Raw genomic sequence first — 20268 nt, forward strand, 5'->3', positions numbered from 1 at the left:
CTGGTTCTCGCTTACTGATACTCGCTCACCGGCAGGCAGCTGCAAAACAGGTTGCGGTCGCCGTAGACGTTGTCGACCCGGCCCACCGGCGACCAGTACTTTGCAGCCTTGAGCGCCGCCACAGGGTACGCCGCCTGCTCGCGGCTGTAGGCATGCGGCCAGTCGGCCTTGAGCAGCGCAGCGGCGGTGTGCGGCGCGTTCTTCAACGGGTTGTCCTCGCGCGGCCAGGCGCCGGACTCGACCTGGCGGATCTCCTCGCGGATCGCCAGCATCGCTTCGCAGAAGCGGTCCAGCTCCTCGCGCGGCTCGCTCTCGGTCGGCTCGACCATCAGCGTGCCGGCGACCGGGAACGACAGCGTCGGCGCATGGAAGCCGTAGTCGATCAGGCGCTTGGCGACGTCCTCGGCGCCGATGCCGCTGCTTTCCTTGAGCGGGCGCAGGTCGAGGATGCACTCGTGCGCGACGCCGCCGCCCTTGATCGCGGGCAGCTCGCTGCTGAAGTGGATGTCGTAGGCATCGGCCAGCCGCGCCGCCACGTAATTGGCGCTGAGGATCGCGGTCTCGGTCGCATCGGTCAGGCCCTTGGCGCCCATCATGCGGATGTACATCCACGAGATCGGCAGCACCGCGGCATTGCCCAGCGGCGCGGCGCTGACGGCACCGACGCCGCCCGCGGCCACGTCCATGCCGCCGCTGGCGTGCTTGGGCAGGAACGGCACCAGATCGGCCACTACGCAGACCGGGCCGACGCCCGGGCCGCCGCCGCCGTGCGGGATGCAGAAGGTCTTGTGCAGGTTCAGGTGGCTGACGTCGCCGCCGAACTCGCCGGGCGCAGCCACGCCGACCATCGCGTTCATGTTGGCGCCGTCCACGTAGACGCGGCCGCCATGGCGGTGCACCGTCTCGCAGACTTCCTTGACGCCGGTCTCGAACACGCCGTAGGTCGAGGGGTAGGTGATCATGATCGCGGCCAGCTCGGTGGCGTGCTTCTCGCACTTGGCCTTGAGGTCGGCCATGTCGACATGACCGTCGGCATTGCACTTGACGACGACGACCTGCATCCCCGCCATCTGCGCCGAGGCCGGGTTGGTGCCGTGGGCCGACTCGGGGATCAGGCAGATCGTGCGACCGGCATCGCCGCGCGAGGCGTGCCAGGCGCGGATCGCGAGCAGGCCGGCGTACTCGCCCTGCGAGCCGGCGTTGGGCTGCAGGCTGATGCCGGCATAGCCGGTCGCCTGGCACAGCCAGTCGCGCAGCTGCTGGTCGAGCAGCGTGTAGCCGGCGCGCTGCGCGGCCGGCGCGAAGGGGTGGATGTTCGCGAACTCGGGCCAGGTGATGGGAATCATCTCGCTGGTCGCGTTGAGCTTCATCGTGCACGAACCGAGCGGGATCATCGTGCGGTCGAGCGCGAGGTCCTTGTCGGCCAAGCCGCGCAGGTAGCGCAGCATCGAGGTCTCGCTGCGACGGGTGTTGAACACCGGGTGCGTGAGGAAGGCGCTGCTGCGGCGCAGGCTCAGCGGGATCAGCGGCTCGACACCGGCTTCGAAGTCGGCGACCGCCGGCAGCGTGGCACCGGCCGGTGCGAACCAGGACCAGATCGCCTCGATGTCGGCACGGGTCGTGGTCTCGTCGAAGGCGACGCCGAGCAGCGTCGGCGCAACACGGCGCAGGTTGGCGCCGGCCGCCACCGCCTTGGCGGCGATCTCGTCGGCGCGGCTGCCGACCTCGATCGTCAGCGCGTCGAACGCACTGGGGTTGAGCACCTTGAAGCCCAGCTTCTGCAGCCCGGCATGCAGGATCGCGGTGTACGAGGCCACGCGCTGCGCGATGCGGGTCAGGCCGATCGGGCCGTGATAGACCGCGTACATGCTCGCCATCACCGCCAATAGCACCTGCGCGGTGCAGATGTTCGAGGTGGCCTTCTCGCGCCGGATGTGCTGCTCGCGCGTCTGCAGTGCCAGCCGGTAGGCCGGGTTGCCATGCGCGTCGACGCTGACGCCGACCAGGCGGCCCGGCATCGAGCGCTTGAACTCGTCCTTGCAGGCCAGATAGGCCGCGTGCGGGCCGCCGTTGGCCATCGGCACGCCGAAGCGCTGCGTGTTGCCGATCACGATGTCGGCGCCCCATTCACCGGGCGGCACCAGCAGCGTCAGCGCCAGCAGGTCGGCCGCGACGATGAAGGCCGCGCCCTTGGCATGCGCCGCCTCGGCAAAGGGCCGCATGTCGTGCAGCATGCCGGTGGTGGCGGGGTACTGGGCGACCACGGCAAAGTAGTCGTGCTGCGCCATCAGATCCGGCGCCATGCCGACCAGAACCTCGATGCCCAGCGGCTCGGCGCGGGTGCGGATCACCTCGATGGTCTGCGGGTGGCAGTCGCCAGCCACGATGAGGGTGTTGCTCTTGCTCTTGACGCCGCGTTTTGCCAACGTCATTGCCTCCGCGGCGGCGGTTGCCTCGTCGAGCATCGAGGCGTTGGCGATCGCCATGCCGGTGAGCTCGCAGACCATGGTCTGGAAGTTGACCAGCGCCTCCATGCGGCCCTGCGAGATCTCGGCCTGGTAGGGCGTGTAGGCGGTGTACCAGGCCGGGTTCTCGAGGATGTTGCGCAGGATCACGCCCGGCACGTGGGTCCCGTGGTAGCCCTGGCCGATGAAGCTCTTGAGCACCTGGTTCTTCGAGGCCACCGCCTTGATCTCGGCCAGCGCCTGCGCCTCGGTCACTGCCGCCGGCAACTCCATCGGCAGGCCGCGGCGGATGTTGGCCGGCACCAGCGCGTCGATCAGCGCCGCGCGCGAGGCCGCGCCGATCACCGACAGCATGTGGGCTTCGTCCTCGGCGGTCGGGCCGATGTGGCGGGGCAGGAACTCGGCGGCGTTCTCGAGTTGGGCGAGCGGGGCGGTGGCGGGCTTGAGCATGGCGGGGCGTCGTCGGTGGCGGGCACGAGGCCCGCCGCGATTGAGAGTCAGGCGGGGATCAGAGCGTCGTGAGCAGCTTGTCGTAGGCCGGCGGATCCATCAGCTGGTCGAACTCGGCCATGTTGGTGATGTGCACCTTGAAGAACCAGCCGTTGCCGAGCGGGTCGCTGTTGGCCAGCGAGGGGTCGGCGCGCAGTTCCTCGTTGACCTCGACCACCTCGCCGCTGACCGGCATGTAGAGGTCCGCCGCGGCCTTGACCGACTCGACCACGCCGGCGATTTCGCCCTTGGCGTAGGTCTTGCCGACCTCGGGCAGGTCGACGAAGACCACGTCGCCCAGCGCGTCCTGCGCGTGGTGCGTGATGCCGACGACGGCGGCCTCGTGGTCCTCGATGTTGATCCACTCGTGGTCGGGGGTGTACATGGTCGTCATGGGTCGAGCTCCTCGGGTCGAAGGGTGGTGATTGATTCAGCCGCGGAAATAGCGGTGCGGTGCGAACGGCATCGGACTCACCTGCATCGCGATCTTCTTGCCGCGCACCAGAGCGTAGACGGTGCCGCCCGGCTCGGTGAAGTTCATCGGCAGGTAGGCCATCGCGACCGGCTCGTTGACGGTCGGCGCCAGCGTGCCGCTGCAGACCTTGCCGAGCGGATTGCCCTCGGCGTCGACGATCTCGGTGCCCTCGCGCACCGGGATGCGCTCCAGCCCGCGCAGGCCGACCCGCTTGTTGCTCGCGCCGCCGGCGAATTGGGCGTCGATGACCGCCGCCCCCGGATAGCCGCCGGCGCGCGCGCCGCCGGCACGGCGCACCTTCTGGATGGCCCAGGTCAGGCCGGCCTCGACCGGCGTGGTGGTCTGGTCGATGTCGTGGCCGTAGAGGCAGAGGCCGGCTTCCAGGCGCAGGGTGTCGCGCGCGCCCAGGCCGGCCGGTGCCACCTCGGGCTGGGCCAGCAGCGCGCGCGCCAGCATCACGGCATCGGCCGCCGGCACCGAGATCTCGAAGCCGTCCTCGCCGGTGTAGCCCGAGCGGGTGACGAAGCAGTCGCTGCCGGCCAGCTTGAAGCTGCCGCCGGTCATGAACACCAGCGCCCGCACCTCGGGGTTCAGCCGTGCCAGCGCCTCCACCGCCTGCGGGCCCTGCAGGGCCAGTAGCGCCCGGTCGGGTAGCGGCTGCACCTGGCAGCGCATGCCGATCTGCGCCGTGAGGTGAGCGATGTCGGCGTTCTTGCAGCCGGCGTTGACGATCACGAACAGGTCGTTGCCATGCTCGGCGCCGCGGCGCGTGATCATCAGGTCGTCGAGCAGGCCGCCGTTGTCGTTGGTGAAGAAGGCGTAGCGCTGCTTGTTGGCGCCGAGGCCGATGACGTCGACCGGCACCAGGGTCTCGAGCGCGGCGGCGGCGTCGGCGCCGAGCAAGCGCAGCTGGCCCATGTGCGAGACGTCGAAGAGCGCGGCCTTGGCCCGGCAGTGCCGGTGCTCGGCCATCAGGCCGGCCGGGTACTGCACCGGCATCGCGTAGCCGGCGAAGGGCACCATGCGGGCGCCGAGTTCGAGGTGCAGGGCGTGCAGCGGAGTCTGCAGCAGGTCGGTGTCGGTGGACATACGAGCGCGGCCTCGGGGGCCGGAGGGCAGGAAGTCATTGAGCGGTCGATGCTTGCACCGGCCGTTCTCCTTTGCCCTCGCTGTCCGCTTTACCTGAGAGATTGGCGTCGGCGGGCTCTGCCCGACTTCGCTTGCCCCTTCGGTGGACCGCCTCGGGGGCGGCCTCTCTCCAGTGAGGAAACGCAACCTCGTGGCTGCGTGTGCCAGTCCTTTTGCCTGAGCGTTCGGGAACGGGTCCCTGCGCCTTCGGCGGCCCTGTTCACCGGGGTGTGCGGGCTCTCTCCTGACGGTCGCCAGTGTAGCCGAGCGTGCCTGCGGCCGGCCCGCTGTTCGTCGTCGGCGCCGTGCGCTACAACCGGGGTTGCATGCAGCCGGAGCCTGAAGCGATGTCCAGCATCTACGACCGTGATCTCGAACGCAACGCGGCCAATTTCGTCGCGCTGTCGCCGGCCAGCTTTGTCGAGCGCAGCGCCGAGGTCTTTGCCGACCTGCCGGCGGTGATCCACGGTGCCCGCCGCTACGACTGGGCGCAGACGCGCGATCGCTCGGCCCGGCTGGCGGCGGCGCTGCGGGCCTTTGGCATCGGCCGCGGCGACACCGTCAGCGTGATGCTGCCGAACACGCCCGAGATGGTCGAGGCGCATTACGCGGTGCCGGCGATCAACGCCGTGCTCAACACGCTGAACACGCGGCTCGACGCGCCGCTACTGGCCTGGCAGCTGAACCACTGTGAGGCCAGGGTGCTGATCACCGATCGCGAATTCGCCCCGGTGATCGGCCCGGCGCTGCGGTTGCTCAAGGAGGAGCACGGCCGCGAGCCGGTCGTGATCGATGTCTGCGACAGCGAGTACGCCGGCCCGGGCGAGCGGCTCGGAGGCCTCGAGTACGAGGCGCTGCTGGCGGCGCATCCGCCGCTGGCGCGGCTCGAAGGCCCGGTCGACGAATGGGACGCGATCGCGGTGAGCTACACCTCGGGCACGACCGGTGACCCGAAGGGCGTGGTCACGCACCACCGCGGCGCCTATCTCAACGCGGTGTGCAACGCGGCAACCTGGACCATGCCGGCGTTTCCGCGCTACCTCTGGACGCTGCCGATGTTTCACTGCAACGGCTGGTGCTTCCCGTGGACGGTCGCCATGCTGGGCGGCACCCATGTCTGCCTGCGCAAGGTCGAGCCGCGGGCGATCTTCGATGCGATGCGCGAGCACGGCGTCGACCACTACTGCGCGGCGCCGATCGTCCACAACCTGCTGATCAACGCGCCGGCCGAGCAGCGCGCCGGCATCACGCAGCAGGTGCGCGGCATGGTGGCTGGCGCCGCGCCGCCGGCTTCGATGATCGAGGGCATGGCGCAGATCGGCTTCGACCTGACCCATGTCTACGGCCTGACCGAGGTCTACGGTCCGGCGGCGGTGGCGGTCAAGCGGCCCGGCTGGGCCGGCGAGAGCCTGTCCGAGCAGGCCCGGCTCAACGGCCGTCAGGGCGTGCGTTACGCGCTGCAGGAGGGCATGACGGTGCTCGATCCGCAGACGATGGCCGAGGTCGCGGCCGATGGCCAGACGATGGGCGAGATCATGTTCCGCGGCAACCTGGTGATGAAGGGCTACCTGAAGAACCCGGCAGCGACCGCCAAGGCCTTCGAGGGTGGCTGGTTCCACACCGGCGATCTCGCGGTGCTCGAGCCGGACCGCTACGCCAAGATCCGCGATCGCAGCAAGGACGTGATCATCTCCGGCGGCGAGAACATCAGCTCGCTCGAGGTCGAGGACGCGCTGTACCGCCATCCGGCCGTGCTGGCCTGCGCGGTGGTTGCGCGGCCCGACCCCAAGTGGGGCGAGACGCCGCTGGCCTATGTCGAACTCAAGCCCGGCTCCGAGGTGACGGCCGAGGCGCTGATCAATCATTGCCGCAGTCTGCTGGCCGGCTACAAGCTGCCGCGCGAGATCCGCTTCGAGGAGATCCCGAAGACCGCGACCGGCAAGATCCAGAAATTCGTGCTGCGCGAGCGGGCTCGCTCGGCGGCCGCGATCGAGTGAGGAGTTGGCGGATATGAATGCGATCGACACCGACGCGTTGGTGCTGCACGAGCGCGACGAGCGCGGCGTGATCAGGCTGACGCTGAACCGGCCGCAGGCCTTCAACTCGCTGTCGCAGGCGCTGCTCGAGGCGCTGCAGCGCGAGCTCGATGCAGTCGCCGGCGACGCCGGTGCACGCGTCGTCGTGCTGGCCGCGGCCGGCAAGGCCTTCTGCGCCGGTCACGACCTGCGCGAGATGCGCGCCGAGCCGTCCCTCGACTACTACCGCGAGCTGTTCACGCAGTGCGGTCGGATGATGATGACGCTGCAGCGGCTCCCGCTGCCGGTGATCGCCAGGGTGCAAGGCGTTGCTACCGCCGCCGGCTGCCAGCTGGTGGCGATGTGCGACCTCGCCGTGGCCGCGACTGACGCACGCTTCGCGGTGAGCGGCGTCAATCTCGGGTTGTTCTGCTCGACGCCGAGCGTGGCGCTGTCGCGCAACGTGCCGCGCAAGGCGGCCTTCGAGATGCTGGTCACGGGGGCATTCATCTCGGCCGCCGAGGCGCGCGAGCGAGGCCTCGTCAACCGCGTCGTCGAGCCGCAGGCCCTCGATGCCGAGATCGAGGGGCTGGTCGCGAGCATCGTCGCCAAGCCGCGCGAGGCGATCGCGCTCGGCAAGCATCTGTTCTACCGCCAGCTCGAGACCGGCATCGACGCGGCCTACGCCGATGCCGCCGAAACCATGGCCTGCAACATGATGGACGCGAGCGCGCTCGAGGGGGTGCAGGCCTTCATCGAGAAGCGGGCGCCGGATTGGGGCTGAGGCGCTCCGGCTCTCGCACTGCGGGCATCGAGCCCGCAGCGCTCGCCATCGCCTCCGCTGTCGATCCCCGCGCTGCAGAACCGAGTTGCGCCACCTCTCACGTTTCGGGCATTGAGCCCTCAACGTTCGCCATCGCCTGCGCTGGTCGATCCCCCTGCGGGGGCCCCTCGCCCTTCGCTTCGGCTCTTACATCCCCGCGTAGTTCGGCCCGCCGCCGCCCTCGGGCGTGACCCAGACGATGTTCTGGGTCGGGTCCTTGATGTCGCAGGTCTTGCAGTGCACGCAGTTCTGCGCGTTGATCTGCAGGCGCTCCTCGCCGTCGTCGTTCTTGACGAACTCGTAGACGCCGGCCGGGCAGTAGCGGCTCTCGGGGCCGGCGTACTGGGTGAGGTTGACCGTGACCGGCACGCTGGCGTCCTTGAGCGTCAGGTGTGCCGGCTGGTTTTCGGCGTGGTTGGTGTTGCTGATGAAGACCGAGCTCAGGCGGTCGAAGGTCAGCTTGCCGTCGGGCTTGGGGTAGGTGATCTGCGCGCACTCGGCGGCCGGCTTCAGGCGCTGGTGGTCGGCCTCGGTGCGGTGGATGGTCCACGGTGCCGACTTCATGCCGAGCTTGGGCAGCAGCCACTGCTCGATGCCGGTCATCAGCGTGCCGATGGTGTTGCCCTTCTTGAACCATTGCTTGAAGTTGCGCGAGGCGTCGAGCTCCTCGAACAGCCAGCTTTTCTCGAAGGCCGCCGGGTAGGCGACGAGTTCGTCGTGGCGGCGGTCGGCGGCCACCGCCTCGAAGGCGGCCTCGGCGGCCAGCATGCCGGTCTTGATCGCCGCATGGCTGCCCTTGATGCGCGCCGCGTTGAGGTAGCCGGCGTCGCAGCCGATCAGCGCGCCTCCCGGGAACACGGTCTTGGGCAGGCTCAGCAGGCCGCCGGCAGTGATCGCGCGCGCGCCGTAGCCGATGCGCTTGCCGCCCTCGATAACGCTGCGGATCGCGGGGTGCGTCTTCCAGCGCTGCATTTCCTCGAAGGGGCTGAGCCAGGGGTTCTGGTAGTCCAGCCCGGTGACGAAGCCGAGCGTGACCTTGTTGCCCTCGAGGTGGTAGAGGAAGCCGCCCCCGTAAGTGCTGCTGTCCATCGGCCAGCCGGCGGTGTGGACCACCTTGCCGGGCTGGTGGCGGGTGGGGTCGACCTCCCACAGTTCCTTGACGCCGATCGCGTAGCTCTGCGGATCCTTGTCGGCATCGAGCTTGAAGCGGGCGATCAACTGCTTGCCCAGATGGCCGCGCGCGCCTTCGGCGAAGAAGGTGTAGCGGGCGTGCAGTTCCATGCCGAGCTGGAAGTCACCGGTCGGCTCGCCATCCTTGCCGACGCCGAGGTTGCCGGTGGCGATGCCCAGGACCGAGCCATCGTCGTTGTAGAGCACCTCGGCCGCGGCGAAGCCGGGAAAGATCTCGACGCCCAGGCCCTCGGCCTGCTCGGCCAGCCACTTGGTGACCGCGCCGAGGCTGATGACGTAGTTGCCTTCGTTGTGGAAGCAGCCCGGAACCAGCCAGTCGGGCGTGCGGCGCGAGCCGGTCTCGCTGAGGAACAGCACGTCGTCGCCACTCACCGGCTGGTTGAGGGGCGCACCGAGCTCCTTCCAGTTCGGGAACAACTCGGTGATCGCGCGCGGGTCCATCACCGCACCGCTGAGGATGTGGGCTCCGGGCTCGGAGCCCTTCTCGAGCACGCAGACCGACAACTCGCGTTCCTGCTTGGCCGCCAGCTGCTTGAGGCGGATCGCCGCCGACAGCCCTGCAGGCCCGCCGCCGACCACGACCACGTCGTACTCCATCGACTCGCGCGGACCGTACTGTTCAAGGATTGCTTGCGGTGTCATCTCGGGCTGCCTCTGGTTCTTGTTGGGCGAAGAAAAAGCAGGCCATTCTAGAGGGCCGGACAACAAAATAGAACGATCGTTCGATAGGTGGCCGAGCCGGGGCTGCGTGCTATCGTGATTCGCGCAACGAGGAGCGAGCATGAGCTATTCGATCGACCTGTCGGGGCGCGTGGCCCTGATCACCGGCGCCTCCAGCGGCCTGGGCGCGCAGTTCGCCCGCACGCTCAGCCAGGCCGGCGCGGCCGTGGTGCTGGCCGGGCGCCGCGTCGAGCGGCTCAAGACCCTGCGCGCCGAGATCGAGGGCGCCGGCGGCGACGCCCACGTGGTCGGCCTGGACGTGACCGACATGACCAGCATTCGCAGCGCGGTGGCGCATGCCGAGACCGAGGTCGGCGCGATCGACATCCTGGTCAACAACTCGGGCGTCAGCACCACGCAGAAGCTCACCGACGTCGGCGAGGAAGACTACGACCACATCTTCGACACCAACACCCGCGGCGCCTTCTTCGTCGCGCAGGAGGTCGGCAAGCGGATGATCGCGCGCGCCAAGGGCGCGGCACCGGGCACCTTTACCGGCGGGCGCATCGTCAACATCGCCTCGATGGCCGGGCTCAAGGTGCTGGGCCAGATCGGCGTCTACTGCATGAGCAAGGCCGCGGTGGTGCACATGACGCGGGCGATGGCGCTCGAATGGGGCCGCTACGACATCAACGTCAACGCGATCTGTCCCGGCTACATCGACACCGAGATCAACCACCACCACTGGAGCACCGAGCAGGGCCGCAAGCTGGTCGAGATGCTGCCGCGCAAGCGCGTCGGCCAGCCTCAGGACCTCGACACCGCGCTGCTGATGCTGTGCGCCAAGGAGAGCCACTTCATCAACGGCGCGGTGATCCAGGCCGACGACGGCTTCAGCGTCTGAGGAGCGGGCCGACATGCCGAGGTTCGAACTGCCCGCCGACAAGCGCTTCACCAACGAGGTTCGCATCCCGATCCGCTGGGGTGACATGGACGCGATGGGGCACCTGAACAACACGCTCTACTTTCGCTACCTCGAGATCGTGCGCATCGCTTGGTTCGACGAGATGGGCTGCGGCCCCAACCCGAAGGGCGAGGGGCCGGTGATCGTCAACGCCTACTGCAACTTCATCCGGCAGCTCGAGTACCCGGGCGAGGTGATCGCGCGCCACTACGTCGGCGCGGCCGGCCGCAGCAGCCTCGAGACCTACGTCACCCTCGAGCGTGTCGACCAGCCCGGCACGATCTACGCCGAGGGTGGCGCCAAGCTGGTCTGGGTCGACTTCCCGAGCCAGCGCTCGGTGCCGCTGCCGGACTGGCTCCGGCAGCGCAGCGGCGCATGAGGCCGGTCGACCGGGCTCGGCAGCACGAGGCGGTTCATCGCATCCGGCCCTTGCCCGGATCAGGCTGAACGCCGCCCGCGGCCGGCTCGATCGGCCTTGCTCCGCATCCCCAAGTTGACGCTTGCCGCGTCCGCCTCTGGCGGCGCATTCTTTTCGAGGCGCCGCCCGGCCTGGTCGGTGCCTCTACGAGGAGACGAACATGGCAACTGCGAAGAAGGCGGCGAAGAAGGCGGCCAGGAAGACCGAAGCGGCAATGAGCAAGGGCGCGGCCCGCAAGCGGCGCGGCATCGGGCTGCACATTGGCCTCAACACTGTCAGCGCCAGCCACTACGGCGGCTGGAGCGGCCCGCTGCAGGCCTGCGAGTTCGATGCCAACGACATGGCGGCCCTCGCGGCCGAGCGCGGAATGAGTTCCTCCGTGCTGCTGACCAAGAAGGCAACCCGTAGCGCGGTGCTCGACGCCATCCGTGCCGCCGCCAAGCAGTTGCATGGCGGCGACTTCTTCTTCCTGAGCTACTCGGGCCACGGCGGCCAGGTGCCCGATGTCTCGGGCGAGGAGCGCGACGACAAGCTCGACGAGACCTGGTGCCTCTACGACGGCCAGTTGATCGACGACGAGCTCTACCTGGAACTCGCGAGCTTCATCACCGGCGTGAAGGTGCTGGTGCTCTCGGACAGCTGCCACAGCGGCTCGGTGGTGCGCGCCGGACCACCGCAGGCGGGCGTCACGCCGCCCGAGATGCGCTCGAAGGCCATGCCGGCGGCGGTGGCGCTGCGCACCTACCGCGACAACCGGCGCTTCTACGACAAGCTGCAGGAGGGGGTCGCCGCCGCCTCCGAGAAGGCCGGCATCGTCGACCCCGACGCGGCGCTTGCCGCAGTGGCTGCCACCAGTGCCAGGCTCACCAAGATCGCGCGGCGCATGAAGCCGCGCGTGATCCTGATCTCGGGCTGCCAGGACAACCAGAGCTCCTACGACGGTGACCACAACGGTGCCTTCACCGAGCGCATGCTGACGGTCTGGAACAACGGCGGCTTCAGCGGCAACTACGCCCAGTTCCACGCCACGATCAAGGCCGGCATGCCGGCGGTGCAGACGCCGAACCTGTTCACGATGGGCACGGCGAGCAAGTTCCTGCTCGAGCCGCCGTTCAGCTTCTAGCGGCGGGCCAAACTCTGGGCCGTGCGCCGGGCCGCGCTCAGATCTCGGGCAAGGCCATGATGTAGCGGTTGGTGTGCGCCGCCAGCCGCTGCTTCAGGCCCTCGCGGGCGCTGGCCAGCACGTGGGTGTCGATCGTCACCTTGGCCGAGCAGTGGCGCAGCGTGGCCTCGCTGGCGCGAGCCTTGAAGAACAGCACCTGGGTCATGCCGGTGCGCGCCTCCAGGCCGAAGGCCATCAGCGAGACCACGATGCCACCGTCGGCGGCGGTCTCGGCCAGGCTGATCTGGAAGCTCGCGGTCTGCGCGCTCTGGCTCTCGCGCGAGAACAGCGTGATCCACGGGCTCGAGGCATCCATCGAATGCAGCGCGTCGAGCGTGCCGGTCACGAGCGCCAGCGACGAGGTGGCCGGACCGAGCAGCATCGCGGCCACGTTGACGATCGCCTTGTGGGCCTCGAAGTTCTGGCCGCTCTCGGTATAGATCGCGAAGTCTTCCTTGAGCATCACCCAGCCGACGTTCTTGAGCACGTCGAAGTGCGCGTCGTAGCGCTCGAAGATCCGACTCGCATCCGGAACCCGCTTCTTGGCCACCAGCTGCGCGAGCAGCGAGCTGTGGATCAGGTCCTGGCGCCACTCCGGCGCCACGTCGGCGGCGAAGGAAACAACCTCGGAGCCGACCACCGCCGCCTGCGCGCGGCCGGCCTCCAGCGCGAGCGTGGCGGTCGGTGCCGGGTCGCCGCGCATGCGCGGCGGTGCGGCGGGCAGGTCGGCATCGGCCACGTAGGCACGTGCGCTCTCGGCAGTCACCTTTTTCATGAGGGCTCCTCGGCAGCTTCGAGAAGCGAAGATCAAAGCACGCGCGTCGCAGGCCACGCATCCCTAGTTGAGACGAGTGCCGTCGCCTTGCGGCGCACGGTTTCAGCTTCGTCCGGCGAGCAGCTTCTGCACAAGTTCCGGCGTCGTCGAAGCGGCGTACTTGCGCAGCAGCCGGGCGCGGTAGATGTCGACCGTGCGATGGCTCAGGCCGAGCGACTTGCCGATCTGCTTGCTGGTGCGGCCCTCGATCAGCAGCGCGGCGACCTCGCGCTCGCGCGCGGTCAGGCCGGCCCGACCGGGCGTGGTCAGCGGGCGTCGGGCCGACAGGTCCTCGAAGCTCCAGATGCCGGCGGCGTGCGGCAGGTCGCGCTGCAGCGCGCGGCCGGCGACATGACACCAGAAGAGCTCGCCGGCCGGATTGCCGGGGCTGCGCTTCATGATGCGGTCGTCGGCGTAGCGGCCGTCGTCGAGGAGCTCGGTGACGATGCGCTCGCCGGTGCGCTCAAACTCGTCGAAGCTCGGGTAGAGCACCTGGAAGGACTCGCCGATCAGCGCATCGCGCGTGCTGCGAAACATCTGGGCCAGTACCTCGTTGCAGTCGACGATGACGCGCTGGCGCGAGACCACCAGACCCACCGGGGCGAGCTCGAAGGCGGTGCGGTAGTCGGGCTCGAAAGCCGCGGTCGGGGCGAGGAGGCGATTGCGGGCGTTGTTCACTTGACCATGCTTGGCTGTGCTTAGGCGATTCTACGTAGCTGTGTACGTAGTACGCTTCATGGCAAATTGAAGGACTGCGGATGCCGGTGCGCCTCCGCAGGTCTGACCCTCAAGCAAGGAGACAAGCGCCATGAACAAGGTCTACCCGAGCGCCGAGGCGGCGCTGGCGGGAATCGTCAAGGACGGCCAGTTGCTGGCCGTCGGCGGCTTCGGTCTGTGCGGCATCCCGGAGGCGCTGATCGAGGCGCTCAAGGACTCCGGCGCAAAGAACCTCACGGCCATCTCCAACAACGCCGGGGTCGATGGCTTCGGCCTCGGCAAGCTGCTCGAGACGCGCCAGATCAAGAAGATGATCTCGAGCTACGTCGGCGAGAACAAGGAGTTCGAGCGCCAGTACCTGGCCGGCGAACTCGAGCTCGAGTTCACGCCGCAGGGCACGCTGGCCGAGAAACTGCGCGCCGGCGGTGCCGGCGTCCCGGCCTTCTTCACCAAGACCGGCGTCGGCACCATCGTGGCCGAGGGCAAGGAGACGCGCCAGTTCGACGGCGAGACCTACGTGATGGAGCGTGCCCTGGTGCCCGACGTGGCGCTGGTCAAGGCGCACAAGGCCGACAAGAGCGGCAACCTGGTGTTCCGCCGCACTGCGCGCAACTTCAACCCGGCCTGCGCGATGGCTGGCAAGCTCACGGTCGTCGAGGTCGAGGAACTGGTCGAGACCGGCGAGATCGATCCGGACGACGTCCACCTGCCCGGCATCTACGTGCACCGGATCGTGGTCAACGCCCATCCGGAGAAGCGCATCGAGAAGCGCACCATCACCGAAGCGAAGGGAGCCTGATCATGGCCTGGACTCAAAACCAGATGGCGGCCCGCGCGGCGCAGGAACTCGAGGACGGCTTCTACGTCAATCTCGGCATCGGCATTCCGACGCTGGTCGCGAACTTCGTGCCGGCCGACAAGGAAGTCTGGCTGCAGAGCGAGAACGGCATGCTCGGCATCGGTCCGTTCCCGACCGAGGACCAGGTTGACGCCGACCTCATCAACGCCGGCAAGCAGACCGTCACGACGATCCCGGGCTCGAGCATCTTCGGCAGCCACGACAGCTTCGCGATGATCCGCGCCGGCAAGATCAACCTCAGCATCCTCGGCGCGATGCAGGTCAGCGCCAAGGGCGATCTCGCCAACTGGATGATCCCCGGCAAGATGGTCAAGGGCATGGGCGGCGCGATGGACCTGGTGGCCGGCGTCAAGCGCGTGGTGGTGCTGATGGAGCACGTGGCGCGCAAGAAGGACGGCAGCGAGGATCTCAAGATCCTGCCCGCCTGCACGCTGCCGCTGACCGGCGTCGGAGTCGTCAACCGCATCATCACCGACCTCGCGGTGATGGACGTGACGCCGCAGGGCCTGAAGCTCGTGGAACTCGCCGACGGCGTGACGCGCGAGGAAGTCCAGGCCAAGACCGGCGTGCCGCTGGTGGGATGAACGATGAAACGGCCACGGCTTCGCCGTGAGCCATGAACGATGAAAAACGGGGCCGCTGGCCCCGTTTGCATTTCATTCATTGTTCATGCAAAGCACGGCGAGCGTTCATTGTTCATTGCGCCGCCACTCGCCGTCGACCAGCACTTCGTTCGGCCCGAACTGCGCCTTGTAGGCCATCTTCGGGCTGGCGCCGATCCAGTAGCCCAGGTAGACGTTGGCCAGCCCGAGTTGGCGCGTCTGCTCGATCTGCCACAGCACGCTGTAGGTGCCGTAGCTCGTGCGCGGCTCGGGGGCGTAGAAGGTGTAGACCGCCGACAGGCCGTCCTCGAGGATGTCGAGGATCGACACCATCTTCAGCGCGCCCCCGGGGCCGCCATCAGCGGCCGGCTCGCGAAACTCCACCAGCCGTGAATTGACCCGGCTCTGCAGCAGGAACTGGGTGTACTGGTCGATCGAGTCGTGGTCCATGCCGCCGCCGGCGTGGCGCCCGGCCTGGTAGCGCAGGTAGAGCTGGTAATGCTCCGGCAGGAAGCACAGCCGCAGCACCCGCGCCTGCAGGCCCGCATGCTGCTGCCAGGCGCGGCGCTGGCTGCGCGTCGGCTCAAAGCTCGCCGCCGGCACCCGCAGCGGCACGCAGGCGCGGCAGCCGTCGCAGTAGGGTCGGTAGGTGAACATGCCGCTGCGGCGAAAGCCGCCCGCCACCAGGCCCGAATAGGCGTCGGCGTGGATCAGGTGGCTCGGCGTCGCCACCTGCGAGCGTGCCAGCCGCCCCGGCAGGTAGCTGCAAGGGTAGGGCGCCGTGGCATAGAACTGCAGCGACGCGAGCGGGAGTTCCTTGGGATGGGTCACGGTGCGGGCGCGGCCTTCATGCGGCGGGCGCGTTCACTGCAAGCTGCGCCCATAGCGACGGATCATAGGACCAGCGCCTTGGCGGCAGAAGCCGCACGGTCTTCGCCAGGTGCGCCTCGAAGTCGATGCGCGCCACTTCGCGCGCGCCGAGCGAGGCCATGTGCGGCGTGTTCTGCTGGCAGTCGATCCAGTCGATGCCGTTGGCGCGGCAGAAGGCCACCAGGCCGGCCAGCGCGATCTTGGAGGCATCGGTCGCATACGCGAACATTGACTCGCCGAAGAACATGCGGCCGAGGTTGACGCCGTACAGACCGCCGACGAGTTCGCCGCCGATCCAGGTCTCGAAGGAGTGCACTGCACCGGCCCGGTGCCAGCGGCCGTAGGCGCGGCGCAGTTCCGGCACGATCCAGGTGCCGCGCTGTCCATCGCGCGGCGTGGTGGCGCAGGCCTCGATCACGCGCTCGAAGGCGCGGTCGATGCGCAGTTCGCAGCGCGGATCGGCGGCAAAGCGGCGCACGGTCTTGCGCAGCGAGTGCGAGAGCCTGAAGTCCGCGGTGCGCAGCACCATGCGCGGGTCGGGACTCCACCAGAGGATCGGCTGGCCATCGCCGTACCAGGGAAAGATGCCGCGCGAATAGGCGGCGCTCAGGCGGGAAATCGTCAGTTCGCCGCCGGCGGCCAGCAGGCCGGGCGCCTCGCTGTCCAGGCCGAGTGCCAATGCCGTGTCGGGGAAGGGGCTGCGGTCGGAGTCGAGCCAGGCAATCACGCCGGCATTGTCGGGTCTGCTCGATCCGCGCTCGCCGAGGTGCCTGGTTTTCCGAGGTAGGGGTTGCGATGGCCTGACCCGGTTTGTGACGATGTCATGAAACTGTCACAACCCTGTGTGTCGGCGCCCCCGCGCCAGCGCGCATCACCGGGGTCTCCGATGCCACCTGTTCGTAGCGGCGCCTTGACGGCCGGCATGCACCTTCCGTCGACCAGCCGCCGCCGGATCGATGCCGTCGCGCTGGCCTTGCTCCTCCTGGTGCTGTGTTGGGTCATCGACCTGCGGATCCTGGGCCAGCCGTTGCTGGCCGAGGGGAGGCCACTTTTCGACAATCCCCATCTGCTGCGATCGCTGCTGCTGGCGCTGGCTGCCGGGACCTTGGTCTGGGGCTTTGCCGTGCCCGACCAGGCTGCCGGCGCTTCCGGCGACTGGCCGCGGACGCCGGCCTCGGCGACCTGGCCAGGACCCGGTCGCCTGCTGCTGGCGGCCCTCATGATCGACCTGCTGTTCGTCGCGCTGTTCCTGATCTCGCCGCAGTACTACTACAAGGCCGGCCGGGAGGATCGACCGATCGAGGATGCCTCGGCCATGCTGCTCTTCGCCTCCGCGGCGTTGATGGCGTTGAGCGCCTGGCGACTGCACCGAGCGAAGCGGCAGCATGGCGCCTGGCTGGTGCGAGGCGCGGTGGCGCTGGCCGTTGCGTTCCTGCTCATCGGCATGGAGGAAATCTCCTGGGGTCAGCGCATCTTCGGCATCCGCAGCCCGGAGGTCTTTCTCGAGCACAACCTGCAGCGCGAGACCAATCTGCACAACTTCGTCACCGACGAAGCCGAGAACGCCTACTACCTGGGCGCCTTCCTGCTGCTGACGGCCTGGCCCTTCTTCGTGCCGCGCATTCCGGCGCTGGCGCGGCAGCCGATGTTCGCCTTCTTCACGGCAAGTGAGCCGCTGATGGTGGCCGCGGCACTGAGTGCGGCCTTCAGCTACGACCTGTGGAACGTCTCGTTCACGCAGTTCGCCTTCTTCTGCACCGTCTTCATCCTGCTGGCCACCGCATGGCGGCGCCGTCACAGCAACCGGTCGCTGGCGCGCTGGGCGCTGCTGATGGCGATGATCTGCGTCGCGACGCAGGCTGCGCACCTTGCCTTCGGCTACCGCACGGTGCGGCTGTGGGACGTGTCCGAGTACAAGGAATTCCTCGTGCCGTTCTTCCTGGCGGCCTACGCCGTCGAGATCCTGCAGCGCAGCGGAGGCGGACCTGAGAGCCGCGCCGTGTAGCGGCGCTGACGCGACCCGCTGGGCTTTTTCGAGCCCGTCGATCGTGGATGACGGCTCGGTCGGCAGCGGGGTGACGTTGGTGCTTGAACTCGTGCGTGGTCAAGCAGTCCAGGCTGCAGCGTGTTTCAGCCTCGCCAAGCTGTGGAGCGACGCGATGCAGCGGGACAAGAACCTGGCGAATGCGCAGACGCAGGGAGGTGCGCGTCACCGCGCTCCGCAGCCGCTGCGGCGCAGCAGATCGTCGGCCCCGATTGACGACAAGCTGGACGGCCCTAGCCTGAGCTCAAGCGGTTGAGCGGTCCGCCCTCGTTCATTGGCACAGGATATGGAGGACGACATGCCCGATACCGAGCGCCCCGGATCCAATGTGTTCGACGACCTTGTGGCGGCGCGTATCAAGCGTCGCGAGTTGCTCGGGGGCTCGCTCGGTGCGGCCGCGCTGGGCTTTCTGAGCGGTTGCGGCGTCACGCCCAAAGCAGAGCCGACAGGACCGCTGATCGGGTTCACCTCGATCCCGATCTCTCGCGCTGACACCGTGGTCGTGCCGGAGGGCTACACGTGGCAGGTGGTCAACGCCTGGGGCGACCCGATCATGGCCGGTGCGCCAGCCTTCAAGATCGACGCGAGCCAGAGTGCCGCGGAGCAGGCCATGCAGTCGGGCATGTTCCACGACGGCATGCACTACTTCCCGTTGCCCAAGGGGTCCGGCTCATCCACCCACGGCCTGATCGGCATCAACTACGAGTACACCGACGACAACCTGCTGACCACCGACGGCATGGCCACCTGGTCGGCGGAGAAGGTGCAGAAGTCCAAGAACGCGCATGGCCTCGGCGTCTACGAAGCCAGGTTCGAAGGCGGTCGTTGGCGCACCGTGGCCGACTCGCGCTACGGCCGGCGCATCACCGCCGACACGCCGTTCCTCATCAAGGGGCCTGCGGCCGGCCATGCCTTGATGCGTACCACCGAGGACCCGACCGGCACCCGCGTGCGTGGCACCTTCCAGAACTGTGCCAACGGCTACACGCCCTGGGGAACCTATCTGTCCTGCGAGGAAAACTTCACTGCCTACTTCGTCAACGACTCCGGCAGCATCCCGCGGCTTCAGGACCGCTACGGCATCCCGACGACGAAGGACGGCTGGGGCTTCCGCTGGCACGAGCACGACGCGCGCTTCGACGCCGTGAAGCACCCCAACGAGTCCAACCGCTTCGGCTGGATCGTCGAGTTCGATCCGTACGACCCGACGAGCGAGCCGGTCAAGCACACCGCGATGGGTCGCATGGCCCACGAGGGTGCGGCGCTGTCGATCGCCAAGGACGGCCGCGTCGTCTACTACATGGGAGACGACGACTACCGCTCGAAGTTCGAGCACATCTACAAGTTCGTCAGCAGGCGTCCCTACGTGAAGGGCGGCAGCTACGCGGACAACAAGGACATCCTCGACGAAGGCACCCTCTACGCCGGCCGCTTCAACGCCGATGGCAGCGGCGAGTGGATCGAGCTGACGCAGGGCAAGAACGGCCTTACCGCCGAGCGCGGCTTTGCGTCCCAGGCCGAGGTGGTCATCGATGCCCGCACCGCGGGCGACGTGGCCGGAGCCACCTACATGGACCGCCCCGAGTGGATCGCCGTGCATCCGCGCAGCCAGGAGGTCTACGTCACGCTGAGCAACAACACCGCGCGCGGCACCGGCAAGCCGCTGCACCAGCCGAATGCCTTGGGCGCCGACGCCGCGAACCCGCGTGCGCCGAACCTGATGGGCCACATCGTGCGCTGGCGCGAGGCCGCCGGCGACGCCGCCTCCACCAACTTCACCTGGGACGTCTTTCTGCAGGCCGGCGAGCCCACGCATGCCGACGCGCTCAAGCGTGGCAACGTCAAGGGCGGCGTGGCCTTTGCCCAGCCCGATGGTTGCCATATCGACCAGCGCGGCGTGCTGTGGATCCAGACCGACTCGTCGGCGCAGAACATGGCGCACGCCGACTGGAAGCTCATCGGCAACAACCAGATGGTTGCGGCCGACCCGTCGACCGGCGAGGTACGGCGCTTCCTCACCGGCCCGGTCGGCTGCGAGGTGACGGCGGTGCAGCTCACGCCCGACCTGCGCACGATGTTCGTCAACATCCAGCACCCCGGCGAGGCACCCCTGCCGCATCCCGGGCGCAATGATCCGGGCAAGCCCAAGGCGATCAGTTCCTGGCCCGACGGAGAGGCGGGAGGTCGGCCAAGGTCGGCGACGATTGCGATCAGAAGGGCTGATGGAGGCGTGATCGGAACCTGAGGGCGGTCATGCCACGGTCAGTCCTTTCTGAGGGCTGGCTTGGTCCATCTTCTGTTGTGCCGACTTGTGCCAAGCAGGCGCTTTGGCGCCGCGCCAACAAAAAAAGGCCCTGGCGCATTGCGCCAGGGCCTTGATCTTTCGACGATATCTGTGGCTCCTCGACCTGGGCTCGAACCAGGGACCTACGGATTAACAGTCCGGTAGAATGCCGAATCAGGCAACCACAGATCGCGGGCTCCCCTAGGCAAGGCTTGATATTGCTAGCTTCCACGCGATACGTGTTGGTATGCTTTCTGCCTACACGGTTGCCTACATGGAAGATTCGCA

At 68.2% G+C, this 20268-nt stretch carries 17 protein-coding genes and 2 riboswitches; of the genes, 9 read left to right on the top strand and 8 right to left on the bottom strand.

Annotated features, from left to right (window positions below; all coding sequences use genetic code 11):
- Positions 1-11: 11 nt before the first annotated feature.
- Genes gcvP through gcvT form a run of 3 tightly spaced genes read right to left on the bottom strand, consistent with a single transcriptional unit; the run spans position 12 to position 4518 of the window.
- Positions 12-2915: an aminomethyl-transferring glycine dehydrogenase gene (gene gcvP / locus EV670_RS16235; RefSeq protein ID WP_130434083.1), complete on the bottom strand. Its 2904-nt coding sequence runs from the start codon at positions 2913-2915 to the stop codon at positions 12-14.
- Between the two features lie 58 nt (positions 2916-2973).
- The gene (gene gcvH, locus EV670_RS16240; RefSeq protein ID WP_130434085.1) at positions 2974-3348 is read right to left on the bottom strand and encodes a glycine cleavage system protein GcvH; all 375 of its coding nucleotides are present in this window, start codon (positions 3346-3348) and stop codon (positions 2974-2976) included.
- A gap of 36 nt (positions 3349-3384) precedes the next feature.
- On the bottom strand, positions 3385-4518 hold the full coding sequence (gene gcvT, locus EV670_RS16245; protein WP_130434087.1) for a glycine cleavage system aminomethyltransferase GcvT: 1134 nt from the start codon (positions 4516-4518) through the stop codon (positions 3385-3387).
- A gap of 70 nt (positions 4519-4588) precedes the next feature.
- Positions 4589-4701: riboswitch (glycine riboswitch) on the bottom strand.
- 11 nt (positions 4702-4712) lie between these two features.
- A riboswitch (glycine riboswitch) is annotated at positions 4713-4814 on the bottom strand.
- 90 nt (positions 4815-4904) lie between these two features.
- Between gcvT and EV670_RS16250 the strand changes: the two genes are divergently transcribed.
- A complete protein-coding gene (locus EV670_RS16250; RefSeq protein WP_130434089.1) occupies positions 4905-6554 on the top strand; it encodes an acyl-CoA synthetase in 1650 nt (549 codons plus the stop codon).
- Positions 6555-6567: 13 nt separating this feature from the next.
- On the top strand, positions 6568-7356 hold the full coding sequence (locus EV670_RS16255) for an enoyl-CoA hydratase (RefSeq protein WP_130434090.1): 789 nt from the start codon (positions 6568-6570) through the stop codon (positions 7354-7356).
- 186 nt (positions 7357-7542) lie between these two features.
- Here EV670_RS16255 and EV670_RS16260 read toward each other — a convergent pair whose 3' ends face one another.
- The gene (locus EV670_RS16260) at positions 7543-9228 is read right to left on the bottom strand and encodes an electron transfer flavoprotein-ubiquinone oxidoreductase (protein WP_130434092.1); all 1686 of its coding nucleotides are present in this window, start codon (positions 9226-9228) and stop codon (positions 7543-7545) included.
- Positions 9229-9367: 139 nt separating this feature from the next.
- Here EV670_RS16260 and EV670_RS16265 point away from each other — a divergent pair, with 139 nt between their 5' ends.
- The 3 genes from EV670_RS16265 to EV670_RS16275 all read left to right on the top strand — a co-directional run bounded on the left by EV670_RS16265 (position 9368) and on the right by EV670_RS16275 (position 11751).
- Complete coding sequence (locus EV670_RS16265) at positions 9368-10150, top strand: SDR family oxidoreductase (protein WP_130434093.1); 783 nt, start codon at positions 9368-9370, stop codon at positions 10148-10150.
- Between the two features lie 13 nt (positions 10151-10163).
- Positions 10164-10589 carry an acyl-CoA thioesterase gene (locus EV670_RS16270; protein ID WP_130434095.1) on the top strand — a complete coding sequence of 142 codons (426 nt, stop codon included), beginning with the start codon at positions 10164-10166 and terminating at the stop codon, positions 10587-10589.
- A 199-nt stretch (positions 10590-10788) separates the two neighbouring features.
- Complete coding sequence (locus EV670_RS16275; RefSeq protein WP_242617016.1) at positions 10789-11751, top strand: caspase family protein; 963 nt, start codon at positions 10789-10791, stop codon at positions 11749-11751.
- A gap of 37 nt (positions 11752-11788) precedes the next feature.
- Here EV670_RS16275 and EV670_RS16280 read toward each other — a convergent pair whose 3' ends face one another.
- Positions 11789-12565 (bottom strand): hypothetical protein, encoded by a 777-nt coding sequence (locus EV670_RS16280; RefSeq protein ID WP_130434097.1) that lies wholly within the window; start codon positions 12563-12565, stop codon positions 11789-11791.
- A 102-nt stretch (positions 12566-12667) separates the two neighbouring features.
- Positions 12668-13282 (bottom strand): LuxR C-terminal-related transcriptional regulator, encoded by a 615-nt coding sequence (locus EV670_RS16285; protein ID WP_130434099.1) that lies wholly within the window; start codon positions 13280-13282, stop codon positions 12668-12670.
- 130 nt (positions 13283-13412) lie between these two features.
- Between EV670_RS16285 and EV670_RS16290 the strand changes: the two genes are divergently transcribed.
- Together EV670_RS16290 and EV670_RS16295 are read left to right on the top strand one after the other, a co-directional pair.
- Entirely contained in the window at positions 13413-14120 is a 708-nt protein-coding gene (locus EV670_RS16290; RefSeq protein WP_130434101.1) for a CoA transferase subunit A, read from the top strand.
- A 2-nt stretch (positions 14121-14122) separates the two neighbouring features.
- On the top strand, positions 14123-14764 hold the full coding sequence (locus EV670_RS16295; RefSeq protein WP_130434103.1) for a CoA transferase subunit B: 642 nt from the start codon (positions 14123-14125) through the stop codon (positions 14762-14764).
- Positions 14765-14869: 105 nt separating this feature from the next.
- On the opposite strand, the gene EV670_RS16300 is transcribed toward EV670_RS16295, so the two are convergent.
- Positions 14870-15613 carry an arginyltransferase gene (locus EV670_RS16300; protein ID WP_130434105.1) on the bottom strand — a complete coding sequence of 248 codons (744 nt, stop codon included), beginning with the start codon at positions 15611-15613 and terminating at the stop codon, positions 14870-14872.
- A gap of 16 nt (positions 15614-15629) precedes the next feature.
- The gene (gene aat / locus EV670_RS16305; protein WP_130434107.1) at positions 15630-16379 is read right to left on the bottom strand and encodes a leucyl/phenylalanyl-tRNA--protein transferase; all 750 of its coding nucleotides are present in this window, start codon (positions 16377-16379) and stop codon (positions 15630-15632) included.
- Between the two features lie 159 nt (positions 16380-16538).
- Between aat and EV670_RS16310 the strand changes: the two genes are divergently transcribed.
- Both EV670_RS16310 and EV670_RS16315 read left to right on the top strand, forming a co-directional pair.
- Positions 16539-17657 carry a hypothetical protein gene (locus tag EV670_RS16310; RefSeq protein ID WP_130434109.1) on the top strand — a complete coding sequence of 373 codons (1119 nt, stop codon included), beginning with the start codon at positions 16539-16541 and terminating at the stop codon, positions 17655-17657.
- 337 nt (positions 17658-17994) lie between these two features.
- The gene (locus tag EV670_RS16315) at positions 17995-19941 is read left to right on the top strand and encodes a PhoX family protein (RefSeq protein ID WP_242617017.1); all 1947 of its coding nucleotides are present in this window, start codon (positions 17995-17997) and stop codon (positions 19939-19941) included.
- The last annotated feature ends 327 nt before the right edge of the window (positions 19942-20268 follow it).

It is taken from the genome of Rivibacter subsaxonicus (genome assembly GCF_004217215.1).
GTDB lineage: Bacteria > Pseudomonadota > Gammaproteobacteria > Burkholderiales > Burkholderiaceae_C > Rivibacter > Rivibacter subsaxonicus.